This window comes from Rossellomorea oryzaecorticis, assembly GCF_045897515.1.
Lineage (GTDB): Bacteria > Bacillota > Bacilli > Bacillales > Bacillaceae_B > Rossellomorea > Rossellomorea enclensis.
Genome location: NZ_JBJOSA010000018.1, coordinates 1 through 25,991, shown reverse-complemented (window position 1 = coordinate 25,991; position 25,991 = coordinate 1). Strand labels below are relative to the sequence as shown.

General features: G+C 43.1%; 24 protein-coding genes. 16 read left to right on the top strand and 8 right to left on the bottom strand.

The window, feature by feature from the left end:
• The first annotated feature begins 126 nt into the window (after positions 1-126).
• Both proB and ACKA06_RS17070 read left to right on the top strand, forming a co-directional pair.
• Entirely contained in the window at positions 127-1,242 is a 1,116-nt protein-coding gene (gene proB / locus ACKA06_RS17075) for a glutamate 5-kinase (protein WP_032088124.1), read from the top strand.
• Between the two features lie 269 nt (positions 1,243-1,511).
• Positions 1,512-2,774 carry a glutamate-5-semialdehyde dehydrogenase gene (locus tag ACKA06_RS17070; protein ID WP_058297484.1) on the top strand — a complete coding sequence of 421 codons (1,263 nt, stop codon included), beginning with the start codon at positions 1,512-1,514 and terminating at the stop codon, positions 2,772-2,774.
• A 58-nt stretch (positions 2,775-2,832) separates the two neighbouring features.
• Here the strand turns inward: ACKA06_RS17070 and ACKA06_RS17065 are convergent, their stop codons facing one another.
• The 6 genes from ACKA06_RS17065 to ACKA06_RS17040 form a co-directional block, all read right to left on the bottom strand.
• Positions 2,833-3,576, bottom strand: a complete 744-nt coding sequence (locus ACKA06_RS17065) for a 3'-5' exonuclease (RefSeq protein ID WP_052011556.1) — start codon at positions 3,574-3,576, stop codon at positions 2,833-2,835.
• A complete protein-coding gene (locus ACKA06_RS17060; protein WP_197671150.1) occupies positions 3,576-5,489 on the bottom strand; it encodes a DUF294 nucleotidyltransferase-like domain-containing protein in 1,914 nt (637 codons plus the stop codon). Before ACKA06_RS17060 ends, ACKA06_RS17065 begins: the two co-directional genes overlap by 1 nt.
• A gap of 159 nt (positions 5,490-5,648) precedes the next feature.
• Positions 5,649-6,173, bottom strand: coding sequence for a D-glycero-alpha-D-manno-heptose-1,7-bisphosphate 7-phosphatase (locus ACKA06_RS17055; protein WP_411160247.1), 525 nt, complete (start codon positions 6,171-6,173; stop codon positions 5,649-5,651).
• A 397-nt stretch (positions 6,174-6,570) separates the two neighbouring features.
• Positions 6,571-7,764, bottom strand: a complete 1,194-nt coding sequence (locus tag ACKA06_RS17050; RefSeq protein ID WP_411160246.1) for a class I SAM-dependent rRNA methyltransferase — start codon at positions 7,762-7,764, stop codon at positions 6,571-6,573.
• A 441-nt stretch (positions 7,765-8,205) separates the two neighbouring features.
• A complete protein-coding gene (locus tag ACKA06_RS17045; RefSeq protein WP_411160245.1) occupies positions 8,206-9,045 on the bottom strand; it encodes an alpha/beta hydrolase in 840 nt (279 codons plus the stop codon).
• Positions 9,046-9,527: 482 nt separating this feature from the next.
• Complete coding sequence (locus tag ACKA06_RS17040) at positions 9,528-10,760, bottom strand: aminopeptidase (protein ID WP_411160244.1); 1,233 nt, start codon at positions 10,758-10,760, stop codon at positions 9,528-9,530.
• Positions 10,761-10,868: 108 nt separating this feature from the next.
• Between ACKA06_RS17040 and ACKA06_RS17035 the strand changes: the two genes are divergently transcribed.
• Positions 10,869-11,534, top strand: a complete 666-nt coding sequence (locus ACKA06_RS17035) for a DUF421 domain-containing protein (RefSeq protein ID WP_411160243.1) — start codon at positions 10,869-10,871, stop codon at positions 11,532-11,534.
• Positions 11,535-11,712: 178 nt separating this feature from the next.
• On the opposite strand, the gene ACKA06_RS17030 is transcribed toward ACKA06_RS17035, so the two are convergent.
• On the bottom strand, positions 11,713-12,969 hold the full coding sequence (locus ACKA06_RS17030) for a helix-turn-helix transcriptional regulator (RefSeq protein ID WP_064563768.1): 1,257 nt from the start codon (positions 12,967-12,969) through the stop codon (positions 11,713-11,715).
• A 266-nt stretch (positions 12,970-13,235) separates the two neighbouring features.
• Here ACKA06_RS17030 and ltaE point away from each other — a divergent pair, with 266 nt between their 5' ends.
• Positions 13,236-14,252, top strand: a complete 1,017-nt coding sequence (ltaE, locus tag ACKA06_RS17025) for a low-specificity L-threonine aldolase (protein ID WP_411160242.1) — start codon at positions 13,236-13,238, stop codon at positions 14,250-14,252.
• 89 nt (positions 14,253-14,341) lie between these two features.
• Here the strand turns inward: ltaE and ACKA06_RS17020 are convergent, their stop codons facing one another.
• A complete protein-coding gene (locus ACKA06_RS17020; RefSeq protein WP_052011559.1) occupies positions 14,342-14,674 on the bottom strand; it encodes a YckD family protein in 333 nt (110 codons plus the stop codon).
• Between the two features lie 125 nt (positions 14,675-14,799).
• Between ACKA06_RS17020 and ACKA06_RS17015 the strand changes: the two genes are divergently transcribed.
• The 12 genes from ACKA06_RS17015 to ACKA06_RS16960 all read left to right on the top strand — a co-directional run bounded on the left by ACKA06_RS17015 (position 14,800) and on the right by ACKA06_RS16960 (position 25,568).
• The gene (locus ACKA06_RS17015; protein WP_058297475.1) at positions 14,800-15,204 is read left to right on the top strand and encodes a sporulation protein; all 405 of its coding nucleotides are present in this window, start codon (positions 14,800-14,802) and stop codon (positions 15,202-15,204) included.
• A gap of 222 nt (positions 15,205-15,426) precedes the next feature.
• Positions 15,427-17,166 (top strand): carbon starvation CstA family protein, encoded by a 1,740-nt coding sequence (locus ACKA06_RS17010; protein ID WP_032088131.1) that lies wholly within the window; start codon positions 15,427-15,429, stop codon positions 17,164-17,166.
• A gap of 77 nt (positions 17,167-17,243) precedes the next feature.
• Positions 17,244-17,501, top strand: a complete 258-nt coding sequence (locus ACKA06_RS17005; protein WP_032088412.1) for a cory-CC-star protein — start codon at positions 17,244-17,246, stop codon at positions 17,499-17,501.
• Between the two features lie 22 nt (positions 17,502-17,523).
• Positions 17,524-18,474, top strand: coding sequence for an ArsA family ATPase (locus ACKA06_RS17000; RefSeq protein WP_411160241.1), 951 nt, complete (start codon positions 17,524-17,526; stop codon positions 18,472-18,474).
• An 828-nt stretch (positions 18,475-19,302) separates the two neighbouring features.
• Positions 19,303-19,563: a metal-sensitive transcriptional regulator gene (locus tag ACKA06_RS16995; RefSeq protein WP_058297473.1), complete on the top strand. Its 261-nt coding sequence runs from the start codon at positions 19,303-19,305 to the stop codon at positions 19,561-19,563.
• Positions 19,564-19,659: 96 nt separating this feature from the next.
• Positions 19,660-19,887, top strand: a complete 228-nt coding sequence (locus tag ACKA06_RS16990) for a sulfurtransferase TusA family protein (protein ID WP_058297472.1) — start codon at positions 19,660-19,662, stop codon at positions 19,885-19,887.
• A 52-nt stretch (positions 19,888-19,939) separates the two neighbouring features.
• On the top strand, positions 19,940-20,419 hold the full coding sequence (locus tag ACKA06_RS16985) for a DsrE/DsrF/DrsH-like family protein (protein ID WP_058297471.1): 480 nt from the start codon (positions 19,940-19,942) through the stop codon (positions 20,417-20,419).
• A 48-nt stretch (positions 20,420-20,467) separates the two neighbouring features.
• Entirely contained in the window at positions 20,468-21,037 is a 570-nt protein-coding gene (locus tag ACKA06_RS16980) for a sulfurtransferase TusA family protein (RefSeq protein WP_411160240.1), read from the top strand.
• A gap of 63 nt (positions 21,038-21,100) precedes the next feature.
• Complete coding sequence (locus ACKA06_RS16975; protein WP_411160239.1) at positions 21,101-22,228, top strand: MBL fold metallo-hydrolase; 1,128 nt, start codon at positions 21,101-21,103, stop codon at positions 22,226-22,228.
• A gap of 122 nt (positions 22,229-22,350) precedes the next feature.
• Positions 22,351-23,127: a sulfite exporter TauE/SafE family protein gene (locus ACKA06_RS16970; RefSeq protein ID WP_058297468.1), complete on the top strand. Its 777-nt coding sequence runs from the start codon at positions 22,351-22,353 to the stop codon at positions 23,125-23,127.
• A gap of 169 nt (positions 23,128-23,296) precedes the next feature.
• On the top strand, positions 23,297-24,412 hold the full coding sequence (locus tag ACKA06_RS16965) for an ATP-binding protein (protein ID WP_411160238.1): 1,116 nt from the start codon (positions 23,297-23,299) through the stop codon (positions 24,410-24,412).
• A 226-nt stretch (positions 24,413-24,638) separates the two neighbouring features.
• A complete protein-coding gene (locus tag ACKA06_RS16960; protein WP_411160237.1) occupies positions 24,639-25,568 on the top strand; it encodes a DUF1002 domain-containing protein in 930 nt (309 codons plus the stop codon).
• Positions 25,569-25,991 lie beyond the last annotated feature (423 nt).

The following is a 25,991-nucleotide window of genomic DNA, read 5'->3' as shown; positions in this document are numbered from 1 at the left end:
ACAAAAACCAAACCTCAAATATAAAATTACCATTTATATAAATGTACGAAGCTTAACAGAAATACAAGTCCGTCCCTCATCACAATGAAGGGACGAGGGGCGGACCTTTTTACTAGGAGTGATTGGATGTCCCAAGAAAACAAGCAGAAACGTATTGTGATCAAGATTGGAAGCAGTTCTTTGACAAGTCTTCACGGAGAAATGAGCAGAAGGAAGCTCGAACGCCTGGTGGACGAAGTGGTGCGTCTGAAAGATGACGGCCATGAAGTATTACTTGTGTCTTCAGGAGCAGTGGCTGCCGGTTACAGGAAATTAGGCTGCCTTACGCGCCCAAGCTCATTACCTGAGAAGCAGGCTGCAGCCGCAATCGGGCAAGGTTTATTGATTGAAGCATATTCTGATCTATTTATTTCACACGGATACGTTGCTTCTCAAATTCTGATTACTCGTAGTGATTTTTCAGATGAAGACCGCTATAATAATGCGCGCAACACAATCAATGTACTGCTTGAACGAGGAATCATCCCGATTGTGAACGAAAATGATACGGTAACAGTAGATCGATTGAAGTTCGGAGACAACGATACGCTTTCAGCGAAAGTCGCAGCATTGGTTGACGCTGATCAATTGATTATCCTGTCCGACATCGACGGTTTATACGATTCCGATCCGCGCAAGAATCCTGAAGCTGAATTACTGGAAAGTGTAACTGAAATCAGCGAGGACATTGAAGATATGGCCGGTGAACCGGGAAGTTCGGTTGGAACCGGCGGCATGCGTTCTAAAATTGATGCATTCAAAATTACAATGGCATCAGGAATCCCTGCATTCCTTGGTAAATCAGGCAACACGAACATCATCTATGACGCTGTGCAGCATACAGCGAAAGGTACGTATTTCGAATCTGCAGATGATGCAGTGAATCTCGATTCCAAGAAGCAATGGATTGCATTCAACTCAGGTCCTGAAGGTGAAATCACCATTGACTTAGAGGCGAAAGACCGAATCCTTGAAAGAAAAGAAAGCCTGACAATAAACGATATCTATACAGTAAAAGGACGCTTCGATAAAGGGGCAGTCGTTCGGATTCTGGACAGTAATAACGAAGAAATCGGACTAGGAATGGTCAACTTCCGTTCAGGCCAGCTCAAAAACCCATCCGAAATCAAAGACGACCAAATCGCCGTAGAAATCGACCACCTCGTCTGCCACATCGAAGTACCAATCCCGGTTGGGGTGTAAGCTAAATAAACATTGATTTTCAGGTATGTTAATCCTGAGCATGATTTTTACGATTCTTTGACTTTATAACAGTTCTTTACCAGCGGTTGATTGGAGTGCAAGTCGCAGACTCCTGCGGGAAATGCGGAGTAGGGGAGACCCCGGTGACGAAGCCGAGGAGGCTCCCCATCCGCCCGCGGAAAGCGAAGTCTTGCACGGAAATCAACAGCGGTCTAAAGAAGGCTTAAACAGAGACAAATGGTATTTTAAACTATAACAGGAGGCATTTGATGACTTTAACAATCGAAAAAACTGATGTAAAAAAACAAGCAATGATGGCAAAAAAAGCGGCAAAAACACTAAGCTTACTGACAACCGAACAAAAAAACAAAGCATTGCATAAACTTGCCGATCACCTGGATGCAAACTACCAGACCATTCTGGATGAAAACGAAAAAGATCTGCAAAGAGGACGCGAAAAAGGATTCGAAGAAGCATTCATGGATCGTCTTTCATTGACGAAAGAACGAGTGGAAGATTTCGCTAACGGACTCAGACAAGTCGCTGACCTGGAAGATCCGACTGGCAAGGTTGTTTCAGACTGGACCCTTGAAAACCAGCTTCAGGTGCAAAAGGTGACCGTACCCCTGGGTGTGATCGGTATGATTTATGAAGCCCGTCCAAATGTGACAGTGGATGCAACAGGGCTTGCATTGAAATCAGGAAATGCAATCGTACTCAAAGGCGGTTCAAATGCCATCACTTCCAACAAAGCGATTGTAGACGTCATGCATGATGCATTGGAACAGACAGACATCCCTAAAGAAGCGGTCCAGTTCATCAATACGACAGACCGTGAAGCAGCGAATGAACTGTTTACCATGAAGGAGCATATCGATGTGTTGATTCCACGCGGCGGCGGTGCCCTTATCAATGCAGTCGTCAATAATGCGACAGTGCCAGTGCTTGAGACTGGCGTAGGAAATTGCCACATTTATATTGATAAAGAGGCTGATGTGGAGAAGGCATTAAACATCCTCATCAACGCCAAGACTGATCGTCCCGCTGTGTGTAATGCAGCTGAAACAGTCATCATTCATGAAGAATGGTTCAATGAACACAAAGATGCATTAACTGAAAAATTGGCTGGATATAATGTGTCCATCCATGGAGATGAAAAAGTAACAGCTGCTATTGACGGTGCCAAGCCTGCTGGTGAAGAAGACTGGGCGAACGAATATTTAAGCCTTGATATCGCAGTGAAGGTCGTTGGAAATCTTGATGATGCAGTTGACCATATCGAACAATATGGCACAAAACATTCAGAAGCGATCGTGACTGAAAATGAAGAAACGGCTAAAAGGTTCATGACGCTTGTCGATGCAGCAGCACTCTATCATAATGCATCCACCCGTTTCACTGACGGAGGAGCATTGGGCTTCGGTGCAGAAATCGGCATATCCACACAGAAATTGCATGCAAGAGGACCAATGGGTCTCCCTGCATTGACAACAATCAAATATATGATGCATGGTACAGGTCAAATCCGATAATAACAAAGCAGGACTCCCCGATTAATCTTCGGGGAGTTTTTTTGTTAATTGAAAAAGTTCATTCATGGCCATCAATACACTCATGCAATGCTTGAACAGAATGCACACCTTGCTGATGGCAAAGCTTAAGCAGTTCCTCAAATAATTCAGCTGTCATGATGGCATCATTCAGTGCATGGTGGCGGGTCCTTTTTCTAATTCCAAATTTCGCTACCATAGCATCCAAATAACAGTCATTCCTCTGCATCAATGCATTTGCAAGCGCGAATGAATCGATGTATTCGGGATAGAACGAGGGGAGTTCCCATTTATTCACACGCTTTTGGAGGAAATTGATATCAAAACTGGCTGGATGGGCCACCAAAATCGTGCCCTTGGCGAATTCAAGGAACTGCTTCAATCCGACAGGGAATTTTACAGCATGCTTGAAATCCTTCCTTCTCAGACCCGTGAATTTTTTGGTTTCTCTGGACACCGTTTGAAGTGGGTCGATGACTTTATAAAAGGTTTCTTTTTCCTGTACAGACCCATTGAAAAACTTCACGGCTCCGATTGAAATGATTTCATCCCCGACTTCGGGAAAGAATCCTGTCGTCTCAAGGTCGAAAATAGTGAACGTGCAATCATTCAAGTGTTTCTTCTGGAAAGTGAATTTTTCAGTTTCAAATTCTTTTAAGGTTTCGGAGATTTTGTAGTAAGACGGCCGTGCTTTTTCTTCCCGTAACTGGGCACGGAAGAAGAACTGCTGCCATAAATAATACTTTATGATCCGAAAGCCTACATTAATTCCGATATCATTCATCAGACCACCCGATTTCTGTTAAAGCTTATTTCCATCACTTGCTGTAATCGGTTTGCAATCTGGATGGCTTCCTTCAATCTTTGCCGTTCATCTTTTGATAATTCACGTACATCAATATCATTGCTGAGCGGTTTGCCTTCTTTTAACTCTTTAAGATTCTGCCGTGTACGCAGGGTTAACAGAATATGCATGGCCAATTTGACATTTTCGGCATCCCTGGGGTGGAAAGCCTGCATGTTCTTCAGTGCATTCACCCTTTTGATGGTATTCACTTCTTTAACCCCATATTTGACGCAGTGGATCCGAATCATGTTGACGATTTGCATGAGGCCGGATTTCTTAATGTTGAATAAGTGGTTTTTCGGCTTAAGATTGACCCTCCCAAGTGGTCCGACAGGGAGCTTGAAGCGTAGGGCGTCTTTTCTCAAAAGCTGCTGCATGCTGAGTGAACGTTTTGATTTTTCGGCAAGATAACGGCGGATTTCCTCTGCAATTGAATAATCCCCATAGATCGGACGGAAATCATAGAACATGGTCGTGTTCTGCACTTCCTGCGCGTCAATTTCATGCAGCCAATCATCGATTGCTTTTTTCCAATCGGTATAAGACCGCTTCCACTTTTGCTCCTTTGCCATGATTCCGCCTGTGCATTCAGGGAATCCGCATGCATCAAGCTTTTGATTTAATTTTTCGGTGAATGCCTGGAAGTATGAATCCACTCTTTTCGTATCCGATAGATGGCTGTAATCGTCAAGGATGATTCCGTTATCCTGGTCGGTGTGGAATCCCTGCTCACTCCGGCCCTGGCTGCCCATGACGATGAAGCAGTAATTGATCGGAGCGCGTCCGTATCCTTCTTCTCGCATCTCCTTCTCCGTCAATTGTATGATTTTCCTGTGCAGGCGGTCATTATAGTTGCTGATTACTTCACATACATCATAACCGGGGCTTTCCTGGTGGAGGAGGTCTCCGATGAATTGCTGGAACGTCTCACTTTTAACGGTTGCAAGCTGAACCAGGTCTTCATTTTTAACCGCTTTTTGGATGCGGTACGATAAATCCAGGTAGTTGGAATCCTGGATATTCAAGAAAGAGGTGCTTGTCAAAACACCTACAACGGCATCATTCCGCATGATCGGAACGAAATCTACTTCTTCATGCTTAAAATAAGAGAGTGCTTCATAAGCAAAGGATTCATCCCGGATCCAGAAAGGATTCCTCTTCATCCAGTCTTTCACTTTTTCCCGCCGGTCGGGTTCGGTGATATAGGAGAGGATTTCCCTCTGCGTGAGAATCCCTTTTAAGGTTTTATCTGAATCCACGACGACGAGCCCGTATGTATCCCTGTCTTTCATCACGTTTGCAGCTTCTAGAATCGAGTCCTCTTCATGAATGAAAGAAGGGGAGTCCATCAGATTATGTACCTTGGTCCGGAAAAGCGTGATATTTTCATCATCCTGGTCGGAGGATTTCGATTTGATTTCGTCATAAAGCGTCTTCATGCGGTTTCCGATGCTTTCAAAGATGATTTTCGAAAAATCATTATTCCTCGTCATGATATCGAGGAGCCTGCTTTTCTGAATCCGGAAGACATTGCAATTTTCCATAGCCTGAACAGAGAACGTCATTTCCCCGCTTGTCAGCATAATCATGATCCCGATCAGATCACCTGGGTAGTAGAAGCGCAATGAATATTGTTTTCCGCTTGAACGGTGAAGGACATTTTTCGCAAGTCCGGAGACAAGAAAATAAATATCCAGTTCCTCTACCGTCTCATCTTCATGAAAGAGAAATTCCCCTTTTTTAAAGGTTGTATATTTTGAACCTGAAATAATATAATGCAGTTGATCTTCTGTCAGTACATCAAATGGATATACGTTTTTAACGATTTCCAACAGTTCATGCTGCTCCAAATGTATCCCTCCCTTTAGAAATCATTCCCATAGTACTCTATCATAGAATTCCCCAATAGGTAAACGATAAAACAGGAAGGGAATGTGCGGTGTGATAAGCATTTCAGGCTGCGGTGGTAAAAAAAAAGCATCCCCTGAAAAGAGAGGGGATACAGCACATCACTCTATTATGAAGTCAGCCGCTTCTTTTAACGAGGGAAATACGTAATCGGCACCATAGAGAGGGGAAGGGGAGCCGGATATCAAAATGGTCTTGCATCCGGCTTTACGCCCGGCCTCGATGTCAGGTTCCCTGTCGCCGATCATATAGGAGGAATCAAGATCCAGATCGTATTTTTCAGCAAGATCCAAAATCATGCCCGGCTCAGGTTTCCTGCATGCACAGCCTTCATGGGGCTTATGGGTGCAGCATGAAACCTCATGAATCTTCCCGCCTGCCGTTTCAAGTTCTCCAACCATAAAGTCATGAATCTGCTCCAGATGCTCATGAGATAAGTATCCAAGACCGACTCCGCCTTGATTCGTCACGACAAACAACATATATCCTTCATCGGATAATAATGTAACTGCTTTTTTCACACCTTCGAGGAAATAAAACTGTTCCGGCTTGTTCACGAACTTCACTCTTTTTGTTTTCACTTCATTGATGACCCCGTCACGATCCAGAAATATTGCTTTATTCAACATTAACACCCCATATTCGATAGATTTCTACAAAGACCCATAACATTTGTCGCTTCTTGCGGTTTCCGAGGAAATAATGACAGATTATTCTGTCATTATTTCCTCTGTTGAATTACGGGAAATTTCCTGTGTCATTTAGAAAACATATTGTCGTATACAAGTTTACCCATCATGACCCGTAATTTTCATTTAAAGCTGTTTTCTAAAAGATTATTTCTTTTTGTATATAGGTTTATAACCTGAATACAGCATGTGAAATTGCTCTTTTCGAACTCAAGCTTCAACAAGAGACGGGTGGACAACCCGAAAATACCCAAGTTCAGGTATAGCAACAAAGTATACGAAAAGAACCACATAGAAAAAGAAAAGGAAGTTTCAAATGAAACTTCCCTCAAACTCAGTATTTCTTGATGAATACCACTTTTAAATAGTCGCCCTGCTTGTATTGATTGATGGTCTTGAAGTCCTCAGGCAAGGAGTATTCCTCCAGCAATTTGTAAGAACCGCCCGTTTCCTTGAATGCTTTATCAATAAATCCCTTGAATTTTTTCATATCAAACGTGCTGCAATTCGTTGAAGCGACGATCACACCATTTTTTTTGGTGATGGCAATGGCTTCTTTTAAAAGATCCTTATAATCTTTTGAAGCAGAGAAGGTATGTTTTTTAGAGCGGGCAAAGCTCGGCGGATCCAGGATGACCATATCAAAGGAGAGTTCTTTTTTTACCGCGAACTTGAAATATTTGAACACATCTTCCACGATGATATTCTCGGATTCGTAGTCTATTCCATTGATACTGAATTGTTCGATGGTTTTACTCAGGCTGCGGTTTGCCAAGTCGACGCTTGTAGTTTCTGCAGCGCCTCCCAGGGCGGCGAATACCGAAAAAGCCCCCGTGTATGAGAAAGTATTAAGCACTTTTTTACCATCTGCGTATTCATCCCGGATACGTTTTCTTACTTCCCGCTGATCGAGGAACACGCCAACCATTGCACCATCATTCAGGTAGATTGCAAACTGGACCCCGTTTTCCTTCACAAGAAGAGGGAAGGAAGGACGATCACCGTCAACAAAATCATCTTCATCCACATACTTTCCTTCAATTGAAAAGCGCTTTTTTTGGTAAAGCCCTTTATAATTCGGAAGTTTCTTAATGGCCGAGATGATATCTTCTTTAAAAGAGTAGGCCCCTTTACTGTACCACTGGATCAGGTAATATCCTTCGAAGTAATCAAGGGTAATACCGCCGAAGCCGTCCCCTTCACTATTGAAGACCCGGAATGCAGTCGTGTCTTCATCATAGAAAAAATGAAGCCTTTGATTTACGGCATTTTGGAGCTTCCGATCGAAGAATGCCCCATCGATCGCTTCTTGCTCTTTCCAGCTGACAAGCCAGCCGAGTCCTTTATTTTGCTTACCGTAATATCCCCTTGCAATGAAGTTCCTTTTGGAATCTGTCAGAGTAAGGATCGTCCCTTCCACAAGGTCATTCAGGTCCGTCAGAACATTATCCTTATTCAAAAGGGGAAATCCTTTTTGAAATTGTTTTGTGAATTTTGGGTTGGGTTTTATCATGATTTCAGCAGTCATGCACTTCATCCTTACTTAACTATAGTCTTGTGTAGTATAGAACTTCTGGGGATTTTACGCAACCGGGGATTGAGAGGTGAGAGGGGAGGAGGGGGGTATTAAAAAAGGCTGGAAATAAACTAAATAAGTAAAGACTCTCAATAACGCTTATGATTTCCGTGCAACACTTCGCTTTTCGCGGGCGGGTGGGGAGCCTCCTACCCATTTTAAGCATAGCGTGACTGGCCAGCTGCAGGGCTTAGAGGCAAATGTCATAAGCCTCTTTGCAAAGCCCTTCCGCTTTTCTGTTAGGAGACTTCGTCTTGCACTCCAATCAACCGCTGGTAATAGCTAAATCTAAGAGTGTACATGAAAAATTAAAAACCCGAATGAATTCGCCTCTTAGCAATTTATTCGGGTTTTATTTAGTCAATAAAGTTCTATCCTAGTCTCTTACAATGACTATTTCCCCCATAAAAAATCACCGAGGAGCCTGTCGACTTTTGTGGTTTCATGGAGTCCGCTGTGTGAGATGGTCGGGTCGTATACAATTTGGGATGAAAATTCATTTTGGTCAAACAGTTTTTCACTTCCGAGTGCGCTTGGTACGTTCACGACGTCGTCCCCGGAACCTGCGATGGATAAGATCTTGATTCCCGGATCGATCATATGCCGATTGAGATATAGGTGTTTAAGCGCTCTGGACTGTGGTTTTAAATCAATGACGGCCGCCCCGGTATTGATTTGATCATAAGAATCTTTCGTCACGCCTTCGAATGGGGTGGCGATGGTTATGAACTTGTGGGTCGCAGGCAGAAAATCTTTACCCCGGGCGTTTTCCAGGTATTTGGTGGAAGCGAGTCCGCCCATCGAATGACCGACTAGATTGATGTTATCGACCTGAAAGCTGTGATGCATAAGCTTCAATGCATTTTCCAGCCATATTGCCTGTTTGTCGAGTGCTGCCCGATTATCTTCGAAAATGACCTGGACCAAAGGAGGGGAGGAAGGGTTTTTTGGAATGGTACCTTTATAGGAGACGCTTCCGTTCTCGGACACATAGATCTCCAGTGTCTTTTTTCCCCAGCCATGATGATGTTCAAAGCGGTCCAGCATCGTTCTGAATGAATTATAGGTCCCTTTGTATCCATGTACAAACACAGTTGGATATTTCTCCACTGCCGTCAAAGCTTTTTCGCTTGATTGTACGTTGGATGATTTAAATATCGTGAATATGATGAAAAGAGTGGCCAATATCAGCCCGCTCCAAACCAATGTATGTTTATTCGTGAAGGTTGACAAATGTATCGCTCCTTTAATCCCTATATTATTATTGTAAGCGATAGAAGGGGTATTGAAAATGTTATAAATGAAATTTTATTGTCATAATGGATGTAATTTATGGAAATTAATTAAGGAGAGAGGTCTACATGGGATAGTGGGAGTTATTTAGAATCATTCTCATGAGATCATATATTTGGAATTAGGATCATAAATTTTTATTTAGGAACGTATTTTTCTAATTAGGATCGTAATTCCACAAACAGGATCGTAAATCTCGGACTAGGATCATAACTTCCCAAAATGGATTACAAACACCTGCCAGGGTATACCATGCGAACCATTTACCACCCAAAAAACCCCTCACCGTTACAAAAATCACTTTATAAAAACATTCAAACTAACAAAAAACCCGAACAAATCCGAATTTCACACAAAAAATTCGAATCATGTTCGGGTTTACATTTTTACTTTTACATTATCCGGCGACTATAAACAATGATCTACACCCAATCTCCATTCCTAAAGATAGGCTCCAGGGTGCCATCCGCTTTTTCTCCATCGATATTCAATTCATTGGAGCCAATCATGAAGTCAACGTGGATCATGCTTTGGTTGAAGCCGACGTCATTCAATTCTTCTTCTGTCAGGTTGTTTCCATTTTCAACGCAGACGGACAGTGCACGTCCGAGTGCGATGTGGCATGAAGCATTTTCATCATAGAGTGTGTTATTAAAGATGATGTTCGTGTTTGAAATCGGTGAGTCATGTGGGACAAGCGCCACTTCTCCGAGGTATGAAGCACCTTCGTCCGCAGCCAGAAGATTTTTTAATGTTTCATATCCCTCTTGCGCTGAGAAATCGACTACCTTCCCGTCCTTGAAGGTCAGCGTGAAGTCTTTGATTAATGTACCTGCATAATTGAGCGGTTTCGTTGAAGAAACGATTCCATTCACACTCGTTCTGTCCGGGATCGTGAATACTTCTTCCGTCGGCAGGTTCGGTACAAACGGAGTCCCGCGGTCATTCGTGAACTGAGCGCTGATCCACTTCGTCTGCTGGTGGAATCCAATCGTCAAATCGGTCCCCGGTCCTTTATAATGCAGTTTGCGGTAGCCAGCTTCATTAAGCAGGCGGGCTCTTTTATTCAGTTCGCCAATATGCTTTTCCCACCGGTCCACTGTTTCTTCGCGGTCCGTCCGGGTGGTGTAGAAGATATTTTCCCATAGCTTCTCGACTGCATCTTCCCTTTCTAAGCCAGGGAACACACTTTCAGCCCATTGTCGTGTCGGATAGGCCGCAATCAGCCAGCTGATTTTTCCGCCGCCGATATAGGACGAGAACTCTTTGGATGCTTCTGCACCCACTTTATTGAGTAACGCTACCCGCTCAGGATCGGCATCCTTGAGAAGGGACGGGTCAGGAGCGATGAGGTTCAAGAGTGCAACATTGTTCTCGGCCATCTCAATGTACCCCTTCTGCTTCCAATGAGGGTATACTTTCAACCCTTCCACACTGGATTTTTCCAGTCTGATTTTCTTCAATTCTTCATCGTAGAAGTCCGTCATGACATGGAGTGCCCCGGCTTCGTATGCTTTATTCGTGACCATGCGCACGAATTCATATGTAGTGACAGGCGCAGAAATGAGTACCTGCTGTCCTTCCTGGATGTTCAGGCCGACTCTGACGATGAGGTCGGCGTATCTCTCTAAATTTTCATTGTAACGTGTGTTCATTGTTTTATTCCCCCTTTGGTATCTACCTTTTTAACTATATATCTTTGTTCTGAAAATTTCTATTTATTTGATGGATATTTTCGGCATGATTTCAAAAGATAAATCTATATGAAGGAAGTGATCATGTTGGATATCCATTTAATTTGGAAGGCCATTCTAGTAGTTCTCGGAGGAACACTCCTTTTGCGGATTGCAGGCAGGAAGTCTATTTCGCAGATGTCCCTTGCCCAAGTCGTGATTATGATCGGGATCGGGTCCCTGCTTGTTCAGCCGATTGCAGGGGAGAGTATATGGACCACTTTGTTTGTGGGGTTGATCCTTGTGGTTTCCCTGGTTGTGATTGAATATATGCAAATCAAGGCAGATTGGATTGAAAAGTTCATCACAGGAAGGTCGAAGGTGCTGATAAAAGACGGGGAACTGCAAACGGATACCCTGAAAAAACTCAGGCTTACCGTTGATCAACTGGAAATGAAACTGAGGCAGAACCAGATCAGCAAGCTATCGGATGTCCAAGAAGCAACGTTGGAACCGAACGGCCAAGTGGGATTCATTCTTAAGGAAAGCAGCCGGCCGGCTACAAATAATGATGTACATCTTTTGAAACAAGAAGTTTTTGCACTTAGGCAATTGATCGGGAGCCTTTCCTTGAATGGACAGCAGTATATACCGCAGTCACCCGTTAATGGCAAGAACAAAGAGGAAGGGAATGACTTGTTTAAGGAAGTGGCATTGGAATCACATACAATAGAGCCGCCGCGCAACTTGCAATAAACGAACGAAAAGACTGGTTATAGGCTAACCAGTCTTTCTGTTTATAAGATTATTGTTTCACGCTGTATGGCGGGAAATCTTCTTCTGGGGAATTGATCACAACCACCCCACCGAGCGCCATTGCGGTCAGACTTACAGCGATAACGAGTTGTTTCATTTTTTTCACATTCTCACCTCCCTATAAGGACAGCATCTCTTCATAAATGGAATTGGATTCCTTTAAGTGGAATGCTGCATTTTTATATCTCCTAACTCCCTGATAATATTGACCAAGGAATTTAGAATACTCGGCATATAAAAGCTGTTCACCGTTTTCTTTGAAGTAGGGCAGGATATATTCCTTCATGAAGTGTTCAAAGCCTGTCGGGAAATCATCCAACGCGTACTGATAATACGACAATTGATAATATTTACCCGGGAACACGTCCTTTGAGCAAAGTGCGAGCCCCTTAGGAAGCCAGTAGCGTACCTGATTGAAGCGGTTAAGTTTATAGTATTCTTTTACAAGTGCCAAAATGGAATTGAGCTTTCCTTCCACGTCAGATTCCTTTAACTCGATGCTTCTTAAATAATGCTGGATCGCTTCTTCGCTTTTATTCATGACCGACTTTAAGTAGCCCAGATTCTGCTCCACCATGGATGTGAGTCTGTTGTAGTTGATTGATTTGCTTATGAAATTTGCCCAATCATAATGTTTGAGGGCTTCTTCACTGTATCGGATCCTTCTGTAACAAATACCCAGGAGCAAGTGGACTTCAGCACACCTTTGCTGAAAGTACACCCCCTGGAAGATGGACAATGATTTTTCCCCGTAATAGATCGCAAGCCTGTACATATTCAATCTCGTAAGGACGAGGCTGAATAAATAATAGAGATCAGCCCGTTCTTCTTCATTTGTTACACTGCCCAGAACATAGTAGGTTTCGGCCTCTTTCAATTCTGTGAGGGCTTTGTCATATTGTTGTACTGCATAGTAGTAATTGCCTTTATATCTGTGGTAGTAAAATCTCAGTGTATCGTTTAATTCCTTATAATGACTATGGATGCGGACCAGGTTCGTGCGGACACTCTCAAGGTCTGAATGGATCAATTGGTAACGAATAAAGAGTATTTTATATAAAAGCTGCGGAGTCAGGTCATCCGTTTCATTCAGCAGTTTTTTTATTTCATCATGGTATGATTCGGCTGCCTCTAGGTCTTTCCAAAGGAGGGAGCGGTTCCATTTCTCAAGCAGTTTATTCAATTCCTGCTCATCGTTCTGAAGGGAAGATACGCCAAGGCGTTCACATAACAACTGAATGATCTCTTCAGACGGGAAGACTTGATTATTCTCGAGCTTTGAAAGATATGATACCGAAATAATCCCCTTTGATAATTCTTCTTGTGTCAGGTTCTTTTTTTGTCTGTGGAAGCGGATTTTAGAGCCGATATTCATCTTCTTACTCCTTATTTATCATGTTAGGGCGGAATGCGTGCTTATATTATAGAAGAAACACGTTGACTTCGAAGTGTCTTTACACTACCCATTAAAATAGTAACACAATAAAGAGCTGAATGTTATGAATATTCCTATAATTATATTTTTTATAGGTAAATGGAATTATTTTCATTTTAGTAAGGTTATGTATTCCGGACTGACGGCTCGCGCGCTTTTTTGTTATACTATCATCAATACATAATAAAAGCGGGGGAATACATACCATGATTGATTTACGGAGCGATACAGTCACAAAACCTACTAAAGAAATGCGGCTTGCGGCATTCGAAGCGGAAGTGGGTGATGATGTATATGGGGAAGATCCGACGGTCCTAAAGCTTGAAGAAGAAGCTGCAAGGGTACTCGGCAAGGAAAAAGCATTGTTTGTCACGAGCGGCACACAGGGGAATCAAATCGCGGTTCTGACGCATACACGCCCCGGAAATGAAATCATCCTCGAAGAGAACTCGCATATTTTCTATTATGAATCAGGAGCAGTTGCTGCTCTGGCGGGGGTACAGACGAGAACACTTCCAGGCATAAAAGGGGCAATGGACCCGGATGCTGTTGAAAATGCAATTCGGGATGTAGATCAGCATTTTCCCGAGACGGGACTGATCTGTCTGGAGAATACCCACAACCGGGCCGGCGGTGCGATCGTTTCGCCGGAAAATATGGAAGCAATTCATGCAGTCGCACGGAAGCATTCGATACCCCTCCACGTAGACGGGGCCAGGTTATTTAATGCATCAGCTGCTGCAGGGAAAGATGTGAAGGAATTCACCCGCCATTGTGACACGGTGCAGATTTGTCTGTCGAAAGGGCTGGGGGCCCCGGTCGGCTCGATCACTGCCGGCGACTCTTCATTTATTCAAAGGGCAAGGAAGTGGAGAAAGCGGCTTGGAGGGGGCTTAAGGCAGGCGGGTATACTTGCTGCACCCGGTTTGGTTGCCTTGACTAATATGAGGGGGCGGTTGTCAGAAGACCATAAAAAAGCCGCCATCCTTAAAGAAGCTCTGGAAACCTGTGAGGGAATCTCTATCATGAATGATGTTGATACGAATATTGTCGTAGCGGATGTAAAAGAGAGAGGGAACACATCGGCAGAGTTTGTGGAGATCCTGAGGGACAAGGGGATTTTGATAGGCGGTTTCGGTCCTTATGCAGTCAGGTTTGTGACGCATTATGATGTGAGTATGGAACAAGTGGAGGAAGCCGCAGAGATTCTTAGATCTCTGTAAAGCGCGGTAACCATTCATGAAGATGCCGGTTCCTGCAGGGAGGAATCCCGCGGAACCGGAACCAAGGGGAAATGGATTCGGCCAGCTTCTTATTGCTGCTTTTGTGGATGAAGATTCTTTCCCTGGTGATGGTGCCATCTCATCATATAGCCGTTTTCCTTGAGTTTCTTGTAGCGTTCTTCCATCTTCTTGAGCATCATGTCGCCTTGTTCCTTCGTGAACACACCATATTCAACATATTTATTGATCAGTTCTTTCTTTGAGTTGAATAACTGCTGATGCAATTTGTCCAATTCTTGCTTCTGGTCATCTGTCAGATTGACTTTCTGCGGGGCGGCCGGCTGTCCTTCAGCTGCTGCATATCCGTTGAAGCCGAAGCTCAGTAGACATACTGTTAAAAGGGTCATGAGTGTTTTTTTCATACATATTCCTTCTTTCTATCAAGTTTCATTGATAGTTTCTGCATCGGGATAGCAATATATGTGTATAAGTCTGTTTATTTTAGAAGGGCGTAAAACTTCACAATCAGGAGAAAGGTGGTTAAAACGTGTTAAATAAATTTCTATCAAGTATCGGAATCGGTCATGTCAAAGTAGATACCGTGGTCAGTAAAGGCGAAATCAAACAAGGGGACACCATCCACGGGGAAGTCATTCTTGAAGGAGGGAATGCAGACCAGCCGATCAATGAGGTAAGGCTTGTCCTCCTTCACAAGTATGAGGAAGATAAAGAGGACAGTGATTTCCCATATCATGAAAAGGAGCTGAATACGGTCATCCTGAATGATATCGGAACAATCAAAGCGGGGGAGAAAAAAACGATCCCTTTTCAGTTCCCGACTGAAACCAGTCATCCCAAAACGGATGACACCAACGAAACGCTGTTAAGGACGACCGTGGATATCCCTCAGGCGGTGGACCCGACGGATGAAGACAGTATCATCGTTAGTTAAGAATGGAACCGGATGGATATCCGGTTCTTTTTTCATATGACGAATTTCCTGATCATTTCAATCAGCTTATGCACCATGTAACTTACCGTTGAAAATCGGGATAAGCCAATGTAAAATGTAGTAAGCATTACATTCTAAAAATTCTGTATTTTCAACCAAGACTTCCTTCTTGAATAAATGGGATGTACTGCCTGCTCTATATCATGTTGAAGGAGGATTATCATGGGAGGAATTTGGCTTGCACTAATAGGGGGGATTGTATTTTTATTAGGGTATAAGTATTACTCTAAGCTGATTGCTGAACGGATTTATCGATTGGATCCCGATTATGTTACACCAGCACATCAGTATAAAGATGGGGTTGACTTCGTTCCTACAAATAAGTTCGTGCTGTGGGGGCATCACTTCACATCTGTAGCCGGTGCTGCACCGATTGTCGGACCGGCAATTGCGGTTTATTGGGGCTGGCTGCCTGCGTTTCTATGGGTCATACTCGGTACCGTATTTGCTGCCGGAGTTCATGATTTCGGCACACTCGTCCTTTCTGTGAGAAACAAAGGACAATCAGTCGGGACACTGGCTAGCAAGTTAATTGGAAAACGGGCAAAGGTTCTGTTTTTATTCATTATTTTAATCCTCGTATTGATGGTAAATGCCGTCTTTGCATGGGTCATTGCGAACTTATTCATTACTTTCCCGGCAAGTGTGCTGTCCGTATTCATCCAAATACCGCTGGCTGTCTGGATAGGGTACAGGGTTTATAAGCGGAGCGGAAGCATGCTTCTCCCGTCGCTGGTTGCTTTGGCAGTCATGTATCTTTCCGCTGTCGTGGCAAGCAGGGTGGAATTCCTGCAGATCGATTTTGTGCAGTATTTCGGAGGTGAAGGCGCTGTTTCATTATTTGGATTAAGCTCTACCAGTATGGCATTCTTTGCATGGATCATCATCCTGATGATATATGTATATATTGCCTCGACGCTTCCGGTTTGGAAGCTGCTGCAGCCGAGGGATTATATCAATTCGCATCAACTGGTAGTCGGCCTAGGGTTATTGTATTTGGGTCTATTATTTTCAAATCCTAAGATTACGGCACCGATGACGAACAGTTCTGCCGACGTTTCGTGGTTCCCGCTGCTATTCATCACGATCGCGTGCGGAGCGATTTCCGGATTCCACGGTCTTGTATCGTCAGGTACTTCATCCAAGCAGCTGAATAATGAAACAGAAGCAAGGTTTGTCGGGTATTTGGGAGCTGTGGGTGAAGGGGCACTCGCACTGATTGCAATCATCGCATGTATAACATTTTTCCCGAATATCGCAGAGTTCAAAGCTACATACAGTGGGTTTGCAGCTGCAAGTGGAGCAGGACTTGGCGTATTTATCAAGGGTGCAGGGCAATTGGCGGCAGGTCTCGGAATCCCGGCTGATATAGCTGCCACGATCGTATCCGTCATCATCGTGAGCTTTGCTGCAACGACGCTGGACTCTTCCGTCCGGTTGATGAGATATATCATCGCCGAACTGGGTGAGGAATATAACGTCATGCCATTGACGAAAACGCATGTGGCGACAACGATTGCGGTTGTATCGAGTGCAGCCCTAACACTTCTGCCACAAGGTCCTAAGGGGTTCGGATCCGGCGGATATCTGCTATGGCCGTTATTCGGTACATCCAACCAATTGCTTGCAGGCATAAGCCTGCTCTTGATCACCATCTGGCTCAAGAGACAGGGAAGGAATTATATCGCGACCTTAATCCCGATGCTGTTCCTGATGTTCATGACACTGTGGGCCATGATCAACCAAGTGATCTTTGAATGGTCTGGAGCCGGTGAGACGGAAGGGAATATGCTGCTATTCATCTTTGGAAGCATCATCTTGATTTTCACTTTGTGGATATTGATCACAGCCGCTTCTTCGCTTTCGAAAAAAGGGGAAGATCCTACACAGTTCACAGCCTGAAAAAAGGGACCTTTTTGAGTGCCAAAAAGGTCCCTTCCATTATTTTGAGGGGAGGGGACATAGTGATGAACGCCGCTATGCTGGAAAAATTCAAGCGCCTCATTCATTTATATGATGAAATCATCCGGCACCCCCATAAGACAGAAATCGCAAGGGAATTAAGAGATGAGGACGACTTGTTTTTCTTACTTTTATATTCTGACATGCTCGGGTTGCCGAATCCGGTATTTTATTACACATTGGAACTTTATCCATTCATGCTGGAAAAATTTCATGACTGGCATTTACGGATGGGAATGGAGCATTCCCCGCTCGAGGGAATAAGATGCTGCTGATACAGCGAAAGGAGGGGAGAGAATGAATACAATTGAAAAACAATCTATCGTGTTTGTAGGAGGTAAAGGAGGAGTCGGTAAATCCACCTCTGCTTCTGCACTTGCCATGATGTTTGCTGAGTCTGGAAAAAAGACGCTGATCATTTCCACAGACCCCGCTCACAATTTAGGGGACATTTTCCACACACATATCGGAGGGGAGAAAGTGCAGCTGGGGGACAATCTGTGGGGACTCGAAATTGACCCCGACCAGGAAACTAGATCCTATATAAAAGGGGTGAAAGGCAACCTAAAGGGCATGATCAAGTCGTCGATGATTGACGAGGTCCACCGGCAGATTGATATGGCTGCCTCGGCGCCAGGTGCTGAGGAAGCAGCTTTATTCGACAGGATGGTATCGATCATCCTAGAGGAGAAGGAACATTTTGATAAAATCATCTTTGACACGGCACCCACTGGTCATACAATCAGGCTCCTGTCACTTCCGGAGTTGATGGGCGTATGGATGGACGGCATGCTTGAAAGAAGAAAGAAGACAAATAAAAACTACTCCCAATTACTGAATGACGGCGAACCGGTGGAAGATCCTATATTTGATGCATTACATAAAAGAAGGGAAAAATTCGCTCAGGTCCGCTCCATCCTGCTTGACCCGACGAAGACAGGATTCATATTTGTCCTGATCCCCGAGCGGCTTCCGATCCTTGAAACAGAAAAAGCCATCGAATTAATGAAAAGAGTTCAACTGAACATTCAGGGCCTCATCGTCAACAAAATCCTCCCGGAAACAGCCGACGGAGAATTCCTTCAAAAAAGAAAAGATCAGGAAAAGGAATACCTGCAGCTCATGAAAACCAAATTCACAGAACAAGAACTCTACCAAATCCCACTACTCGAAGAAGACATCTGCACCCCGGGGCATCTAAAAACATTCGCCCGGCATCTGCGGTCAGAAGTATCCCCGGGGGGATGATTAGCGGGGGATGCAAACAGTCAGTCAAACCGGACTTGGGCAACAATTCAATATAAGTAAAGCCGGATTTGATTTCTTTTAAGGAATCAGATCCGGCTTTATATTTGAGAGGAAGAAAAGAATATTAACTCGACCCAGCGGTTGATTGTAGAGCTCGACGCAGACTCCCATCCGAAATGTGAATGGGCTTTGAACATGGCGTGAGGTAAAAGTTGAATCATCTGCGAATGCGTTCTATGGCTTCATGCACTATTTATCTTATGTTTCTGTTCTTTTTATTGGATATTTTTAGTAAGTGGTGGAATAATTCCTGAAATTCAAAGATTATTCCGGAGAATTCGAAGATTATTGCCCTGAATTCAAAGAAAAAGCCCAATTTTCGAAAGATTACCGGCCGAAATTAAAAGATTACCTCATTCGCTCCCGTTCCTCAGGCTGCATTATAGCGCTTATTGAGCCGAAACGCTGATTATTCCTAATTGGCGAGCTATGCCATTCCGTTTACTGCTTCAAAAATGCTTAAAACCTCCGAGAATACTTTTTAAAACATTCAAGGCATACATAAAATACACAACATAGAGGAGCAAGTCGCGGGAGGATCTAATGTGAGAAATGGCAGGAGGCGTAAGTGCCGTAAGCTGAAAGCGAAGTCCTGCACGGAAATCAAAAGCGGCAGTAGAAGTACACTCTATATAATAGTTATTCCGGTCAAATAGGCAGACCTAAAAAAAATTTCACGAACCACTTGACTAAATACTCCATAGGGTATATTATAGTCAATGTAGCAAGAACACATCACAACTAAGCGTGTTTCTGGGAGGTGTCTACATGGAATACAATTCTCAAGTTAAAAACCGAATCAAACGTGTTGAAGGGCAGCTCCGTGGAATCTTACGAATGATGGAGCAGGGGGAAGATTGCAAAGATGTCATTTCCCAGCTGTCAGCAGCCAAAACGGCTCTTGATCGTTCCGTCGGCTTGATTGTAAGTTTAAACCTTGTTGAATGTGTGAGAGATTCACAAGAGTCCGGTGAAAACACGGATGAATTCGTGAAAGAAGCAGTGAACCTGTTAGTGAAAAGCAGATAAATAAAAAGTGTTGACAACTTTTTTTATATCATTTAACATACCCTTATAGGTATTTTAATTTATAAAATATAAACAAACATTTAGGAGGAATTACGAATGAACGCAGATAAAGTACTAGACGCAAAAGGATTAGCTTGCCCGATGCCAATCGTGAAAACAAGGAAGGCAATTAAAGAAATTGAATCAGGACAGATCCTTGAAGTCCAAACGACTGATAAAGGTGCAAAGAGTGATTTGACTGCTTGGGCTAAGTCAGGTGGACATGAACTTGTAGATTCTAAAGAAGAAAATGATGTATTCACATTCTGGATTAAAAAAGGATAAATTTTTTTGAGGGGAAACATACCCCCTCTTGTATTTTAAAGGAGGAAAACAGATGTCAGAGACAAAATCAACTAATATTATTCTCTTCAGTGGAGATTATGATAAAGCGATGGCTGCATACATCATCGCAAATGGTGCTGCTGCATACGACCATGAGGTAACGATTTTCCATACTTTCTGGGGCTTGAATGCACTGAGAAAAGAAGAAATGGTTCCAGTGAAGAAAAGTTTCATGGAAAAAATGTTCGGCAAAATGATGCCGCGCGGTGCCGATAAATTGGGATTATCCAATATGCACTTTGCAGGAATGGGACCGAAAATGATTAAAGGTGTTATGAAAAAGCATAATGCGATGCCTCTCCCAGATTTAATTGATATGGCAAAAGAGCAAGATGTTAAGCTTGTTGCCTGCACGATGACAATGGATCTATTGGGACTTCATAAAGATGAACTGATGGATGAAATAGAGTATGCGGGTGTGGCTGCATATTTAGCAGACGCTGAAAACGGCAACGTAAATCTCTTTATCTAATTTTTTTTGAAATAAAATATACCCTATGAGGTAATTGGAGGTTCTTTTATGACTATTGAAGCAAATTTCGTTCTAGATGCAAAGGGTTTGGCATGTCCGATGCCGATCGTGAAAACGAAGAAAGCGATGAAAGATCTTGAATCCGGCCAAGTGATCGAAATCCAGGCAACGGATAAAGGATCTAAAGCAGATCTGCAGGCATGGGCAAAGAGTTCAGGTCATGACTATCTCGGTACTATTGAAGAAGGCGATGTACTAAAGCATTTCGTTCGTAAATCAAGCGGCGAAGACAGTGCGGAACGCAAGCATGAAGCTGTTACGAATAATGAAGATTTAGCAGGAAAGCTCAATGATGAAAATACGCTCGTACTGGATGTTCGTGAAAAAGCAGAATATGCGTTCAAACATATTCCAGGAGCAGTATCGATTCCACTTGGTGAATTGGAAGCAAAAGCGGATGAACTTGCGAAAGACAAAAACATTTATGTTGTTTGCCGTACAGGGAACCGCAGTGACATGGCTGCACAATTACTTGCCGACAAAGGTTTTGCCAATGTTATCAATGTAGTGCCAGGCATGAGCGAATGGTCAGGGGAAGTCGAATCAGACGTTGAATAATTGATAGTGACAATTACACTGATTGATATAAATGCATGATGAAAATTTTGGGAGGTTGAAACAATGGCAGTTAAAGCAATGAGTCCTAAAGAAGTGGCTAAAAAAGTAATGAACAACGAAGAATTGTTTATCTTGGATGTACGTAATGTAGATGCTTTCGAAGATTGGAAAGTCGAAGGGCATACTTTTGAATATCTTAACATCCCGTACTTCGATCTTCTTGATGGAGTGGAAGAAATTTTAGAAAAACTTCCGAAAGATAAAGATGTTCTGGTTGTATGTGCAAAAGAAGGGTCTTCCGTCATGGTTGCAGAGATGCTTTCTGACGAAGGACTGGATGTTTCTTATTTAGAAGGCGGAATGAAAGCATGGAGTGAACATCTTGAACCTGTAAAAGTCGGCGATCTCACTGATGGCGGCGAACTGTATCAATTCGTCCGTTTAGGTAAAGGCTGTCTTTCATACATGGTGGTTTCTGATGGTGAAGCCGCAGTGGTAGATGCTACACGCATGACTGATATTTTCATCAATTTTGCAAAAGATAAGAATGCAGAAATCACGAATGTATTCGATACTCACCTGCATGCCGATCACATCTCAGGCGGACGTAAAATCGCTGAAGCGACGAATGCGACTTACTGGCTGCCTCCGAAAGATGCAGAGGAAGTAACGTTTGAATATGCTGCGCTTGAAGATGGCAATAAAGTGGCTATCGGTAACTCAACAATCGATATCAATGCACTCTATTCACCTGGACACACAATCGGATCAACTTCTTTCGTCATTGACGAGAAATATCTGTTATCAGGGGATATCCTGTTCGTAGACAGTATTGGACGTCCGGACCTTGCCGGTAAAGCAGAGGACTGGGTTGCTGATTTGAGAGAAAGTCTTTATAAACGTTATAAAAACTTATCAATGGAACTGACAGTACTTCCTGCTCACTTCATGATCATCGATGAATTGAACGAGGACGGTACGGTCGGCGAAAAACTGGGCACTCTTTTTGCGAAGAACCACGGTTTGAATATCGAAGACGAAGAAGAGTTCAGAAAGCTTGTTTCCGAGAACCTTCCTCCTCAACCGAATGCATATCAGGAAATCCGTGAAACAAACATGGGGAAAATTACTCCTGATGATGAGAAGCAGCGTGAAATGGAAATCGGTCCAAACCGCTGTGCAGTCCGCTAAGCGAATCTTAAAAGCTTGAGTACTAAATGGGAACCTTGAAAAGGTTCCCATTTAAAATGATGCATTTCGCAAAGCTGTATGATCATAAATCAAAAGAGCTCATGAAAAGGAGGAACTGACGAATGGATTTGGCATTTATCATTACTATATTTTTAATCGGCTTTATTGGATCTTATATTTCAGGAATGGTTGGAATCGGGGGAAGCATCATCAAATATCCCATGCTTCTGTATATCCCGCCATTACTGGGTGTAGCGACATTCTCAGCACATGAAGTTTCAGGCATCAGTGCCGTACAGGTATTCTTCGCCACACTCGGAGGCGTATGGGCTTACCGGAAAGGCGGCTACTTGAACAAGACGCTTATCGCCTATATGGGTGTAAGCATCCTGATCGGGAGCTTCATCGGAGGATACGGTTCCAAGGCAATGAGTGAAGATGGCATCAATCTTGTCTATGGGATTCTGGCATTGGCAGCAGCCATCATGATGTTCATCCCTAAAAAAGGGATCGATGACATCAAGTTTGAAGATGTAAAGTTCAATAAATGGCTGGCAGCCGTATTGTCCCTGATTGTCGGGGTCGGTGCAGGGATTGTAGGGGCTGCGGGAGCGTTCCTGCTGGTTCCGATCATGCTGGTTGTCCTTAAAATCCCTACCAAAATGACGATTGCATCCTCACTTGCCATCACGCTGATTTCTTCCATCGGTTCAACCGTCGGCAAGATCAGTACAGGGCAGGTAGACTATGTGCCTGCATTGATCATGGTAGTGGCAAGCTTGATCGCTTCTCCATTAGGGGCAATGGCAGGTAAGAAGATGAATACAAAGATCTTACAAACAATATTGGCCCTGTTGATACTGGGTACAGCCATTAAAATTTGGCTGGACATTCTATAAGATGCATGCCTGTCCCCGCTGTAATGCTTACACTTGCAGAAGGGACAGGTGTTTTTTTTGATTAAGTTTTCAGAATTGAGCTAAAAAAATACACAAATCATAAGTTTTTCGTTACAATGTAGTTACTGAGGAAATTTAAACCAATTCATGAATGGAGGGATCGGGTACAGTGTCTGATGAAGCACAGGGCAAAATAGGGCTGCTGCAAGAACAGGGGATGAGCGCTTCAGAACAGGATATGAGAAACCTGGAACATAACGCCGAGCTATACAGGCGGATTGTTGAATTCTCCCCAGACACCGTCATCATTACAAAGAATGATGTGTGTCAATATATCAATGAAACCGGAATGAAGCTGCTGCATGCAGAGAATAAATCAGAGATCATGAATAAAAGCATACTCGACTTTGTTCATGAGGACGAAAGGGAATCACTTAAAGACCGAGTGACGAACTTGAATCAAGGCGAAACAGCTTTGCCTCATCCTTATACATTGATCTGTCTCGACGGCTCGGTTGCAGAGGTTGAAATGAAAGCCATTCCCACATTCTTTAATAATGAAAAAGCAATACATATCATTGTACGGGACCTTTCTGAACAAAAAATAACCCAGGAACTGATGATGAAATCCGAGAAATTATCTGTCGCCGGGCAGCTGGCTGCAGGGATTGCACATGAAATCAGAAATCCGATTACATCCATAAAGGGATTCCTCCAACTGATGGAGAGCGATATACCCGAGAAGAAAGATTATTTTGAAGTGGTTTCCTCTGAAATAAACAGAATCGAAACAATCCTGAACGAATTACTTGCCCTGGCAAAACCGAAAGTTTCTGACATGAAAGAAGTGAATCTGATTGAATTGGTCAATCAGGTTGTCACCCTGCTCAATACAGATGCCATCATGAAAGACATTGAAATAAATCCGGTATTCAATTGCAGCCGGTGCAAGGTGATATGTGATGAAAACCGCATCAAACAAGTCTTCATAAATTTCATAAAAAATGCAATGGAGGCGATGCCTGCAGGCGGGAAAGTAATGATTGAAGTGGAGCAGTCCGATCTTGTCACGGTGATCAGGTTCACTGACGAAGGGGAAGGCATTCCTGAAGAAATTGCCGGAAGAATCGGAGAACCTTTTTTTACGACCAAAAGCGATGGGACGGGTCTCGGCATCATGGTCAGTAAACAAATCATCGAGAATCATTCAGGTAAAGTAATGATCAGCAGTGATACAAATGGTACCTGTGTCGAAGTAGAGATACCATTATCCTATAGCAGATGACAAAACGATGAGGGTCGATCCATCATCGTTTTTTTGCTGTAGTAACGGATTGGTAACTTTAACGTAAAGAAAAAACTGAAACTTATTTCAATATTAAACGTCTATTACAATGTAGAAAAATAAGACCAGAGGATGATGCAAAGTTAGTTAAGTACTTGTACAATGAGTGAAGTTTCATGGGGAGCATTAATAGCAAAAATCATTGAAGCATCAAAAAGGAGAATGAATGATGAAAAAGCTGATTAGTTCTGTACTCGCTATTCTATTAGTGATTGGAATCGTACAGCCTGCAATGGCTTCAGATAACAATAAGCAAGAAGAGAGCATCAATGAAAAATTCGGGGTGCCGATTGTCGTATATGGCGAGACACTATCGGAACAGCAAAAAAAGACCGTGCAAGATGAACTCGGAATCGATGAAAATACCGACGTTGAGGAATTCACTGTAACAGGGGATGACCTTGTGAAATACATTGAGGGAGAAAATAGAAATGCCCGTATGTTCTCCTCTGCGAAAATTACAAGGCAGGAAAAAGGTCAGGGTCTGAATGTCGAGATTGTGACTCCGGATCAGATTACAGAAGTGACAGAATCCATGTATGCCAATGCATTATTGACAGCTGGTGTTGAAAATGCAGATGTCGAAGTCGCTTCACCCGTAAAAGTAAGCGGACACTCTGCTTTGACTGGTATTTATAAGGCATATGATGTCAGCGGGGAACAACTTGATTCCGTACGCATGGAAGTGGCGAACGAGGAGTTGAATGTAGCAACTGAAATAGCGAAGGATGCAGGGATTGATAAAGAAAAGGTCAGTGAACTTCTGACAGAAATAAAAAAGGAAATAGCGGAACAGGATCCGGCAACAAAAGAAGAAGTGGAACAAATCGTGGAAGAGAAGCTGAAGACGATGAATATCGAACTCAGCACTGAAGACCGTCAGTTGTTGATTGATCTGTTTGATAAAATCAGGTCACTGGATATCAACTTCGACAACGTCCAGCAGCAGCTTGAAGATCTGACAAAGGATATTCAAACGACCATCAAAGATATTGTGAATGACGAAAGCTTTGGTCAAAAAGTATCCGATTTCTTTAAAGGATTATTGGATGCGATTGCTGAACTATTCAGGTCGATTAAAAATGCATTATCTTGATCTTAAGCCCAATTTGTTTGGGCTTTTTTTTATGGTCAAAAGATTTTGGAGAAGTTGGTCAATAGCATAAGAGAGATGGTTATATTTGGAGTCACCTGTAGAGTGATTTTAATGGCCGTTGGGGAGTAGATAATTCCTTGGTTTCACCGGTGCCGACCTTGAAAATCTTCTTAAAGAGGCACTCGTGGCCGCAAAATTCAGTTTGAATACACTCGAATTGGGGTTTTCGGTTTGATAAGAGGACTTTTGATTGGATTTAAATTGGGATTGATGCATTGAAAAATGGAAATTAATTGGTTATTCTTTCGATTTTGGTTATTAATCTTCGAAATTCAGGCGAAAATCTGGTTGTGTCAATAATTATGTGTAAGAGAGTACTCCCTGTATATATACTTCTCTTGGGTAATGGGGGTTGCCTTTCCC

Bases quoted from the DNA above. Each gene is read 5' to 3' on its own strand.
- proB (WP_032088124.1), top strand. From the start codon at position 127: ATGTCCCAAGAAAACAAGCAGAAACGTATTGTGATCAAGATTGGAAGC.
- ACKA06_RS17070 (WP_058297484.1), top strand. From the start codon at position 1,512: ATGACTTTAACAATCGAAAAAACTGATGTAAAAAAACAAGCAATGATG.
- ACKA06_RS17065 (WP_052011556.1), bottom strand. From the start codon at position 3,576: ATGAATGATATCGGAATTAATGTAGGCTTTCGGATCATAAAGTATTAT.
- ACKA06_RS17050 (WP_411160246.1), bottom strand. From the start codon at position 7,764: ATGACTGCTGAAATCATGATAAAACCCAACCCAAAATTCACAAAACAA.
- ACKA06_RS17040 (WP_411160244.1), bottom strand. From the start codon at position 10,760: ATGAACACACGTTACAATGAAAATTTAGAGAGATACGCCGACCTCATC.
- ACKA06_RS17035 (WP_411160243.1), top strand. From the start codon at position 10,869: ATGAAGGAAGTGATCATGTTGGATATCCATTTAATTTGGAAGGCCATT.
- ACKA06_RS17030 (WP_064563768.1), bottom strand. From the start codon at position 12,969: ATGAATATCGGCTCTAAAATCCGCTTCCACAGACAAAAAAAGAACCTG.
- ltaE (WP_411160242.1), top strand. From the start codon at position 13,236: ATGATTGATTTACGGAGCGATACAGTCACAAAACCTACTAAAGAAATG.
- ACKA06_RS17020 (WP_052011559.1), bottom strand. From the start codon at position 14,674: ATGAAAAAAACACTCATGACCCTTTTAACAGTATGTCTACTGAGCTTC.
- ACKA06_RS17010 (WP_032088131.1), top strand. From the start codon at position 15,427: ATGGGAGGAATTTGGCTTGCACTAATAGGGGGGATTGTATTTTTATTA.
- ACKA06_RS17005 (WP_032088412.1), top strand. From the start codon at position 17,244: ATGCTGGAAAAATTCAAGCGCCTCATTCATTTATATGATGAAATCATC.
- ACKA06_RS17000 (WP_411160241.1), top strand. From the start codon at position 17,524: ATGAATACAATTGAAAAACAATCTATCGTGTTTGTAGGAGGTAAAGGA.
- ACKA06_RS16995 (WP_058297473.1), top strand. From the start codon at position 19,303: ATGGAATACAATTCTCAAGTTAAAAACCGAATCAAACGTGTTGAAGGG.
- ACKA06_RS16990 (WP_058297472.1), top strand. From the start codon at position 19,660: ATGAACGCAGATAAAGTACTAGACGCAAAAGGATTAGCTTGCCCGATG.
- ACKA06_RS16985 (WP_058297471.1), top strand. From the start codon at position 19,940: ATGTCAGAGACAAAATCAACTAATATTATTCTCTTCAGTGGAGATTAT.
- ACKA06_RS16980 (WP_411160240.1), top strand. From the start codon at position 20,468: ATGACTATTGAAGCAAATTTCGTTCTAGATGCAAAGGGTTTGGCATGT.
- ACKA06_RS16975 (WP_411160239.1), top strand. From the start codon at position 21,101: ATGGCAGTTAAAGCAATGAGTCCTAAAGAAGTGGCTAAAAAAGTAATG.
- ACKA06_RS16970 (WP_058297468.1), top strand. From the start codon at position 22,351: ATGGATTTGGCATTTATCATTACTATATTTTTAATCGGCTTTATTGGA.
- ACKA06_RS16960 (WP_411160237.1), top strand. From the start codon at position 24,639: ATGATGAAAAAGCTGATTAGTTCTGTACTCGCTATTCTATTAGTGATT.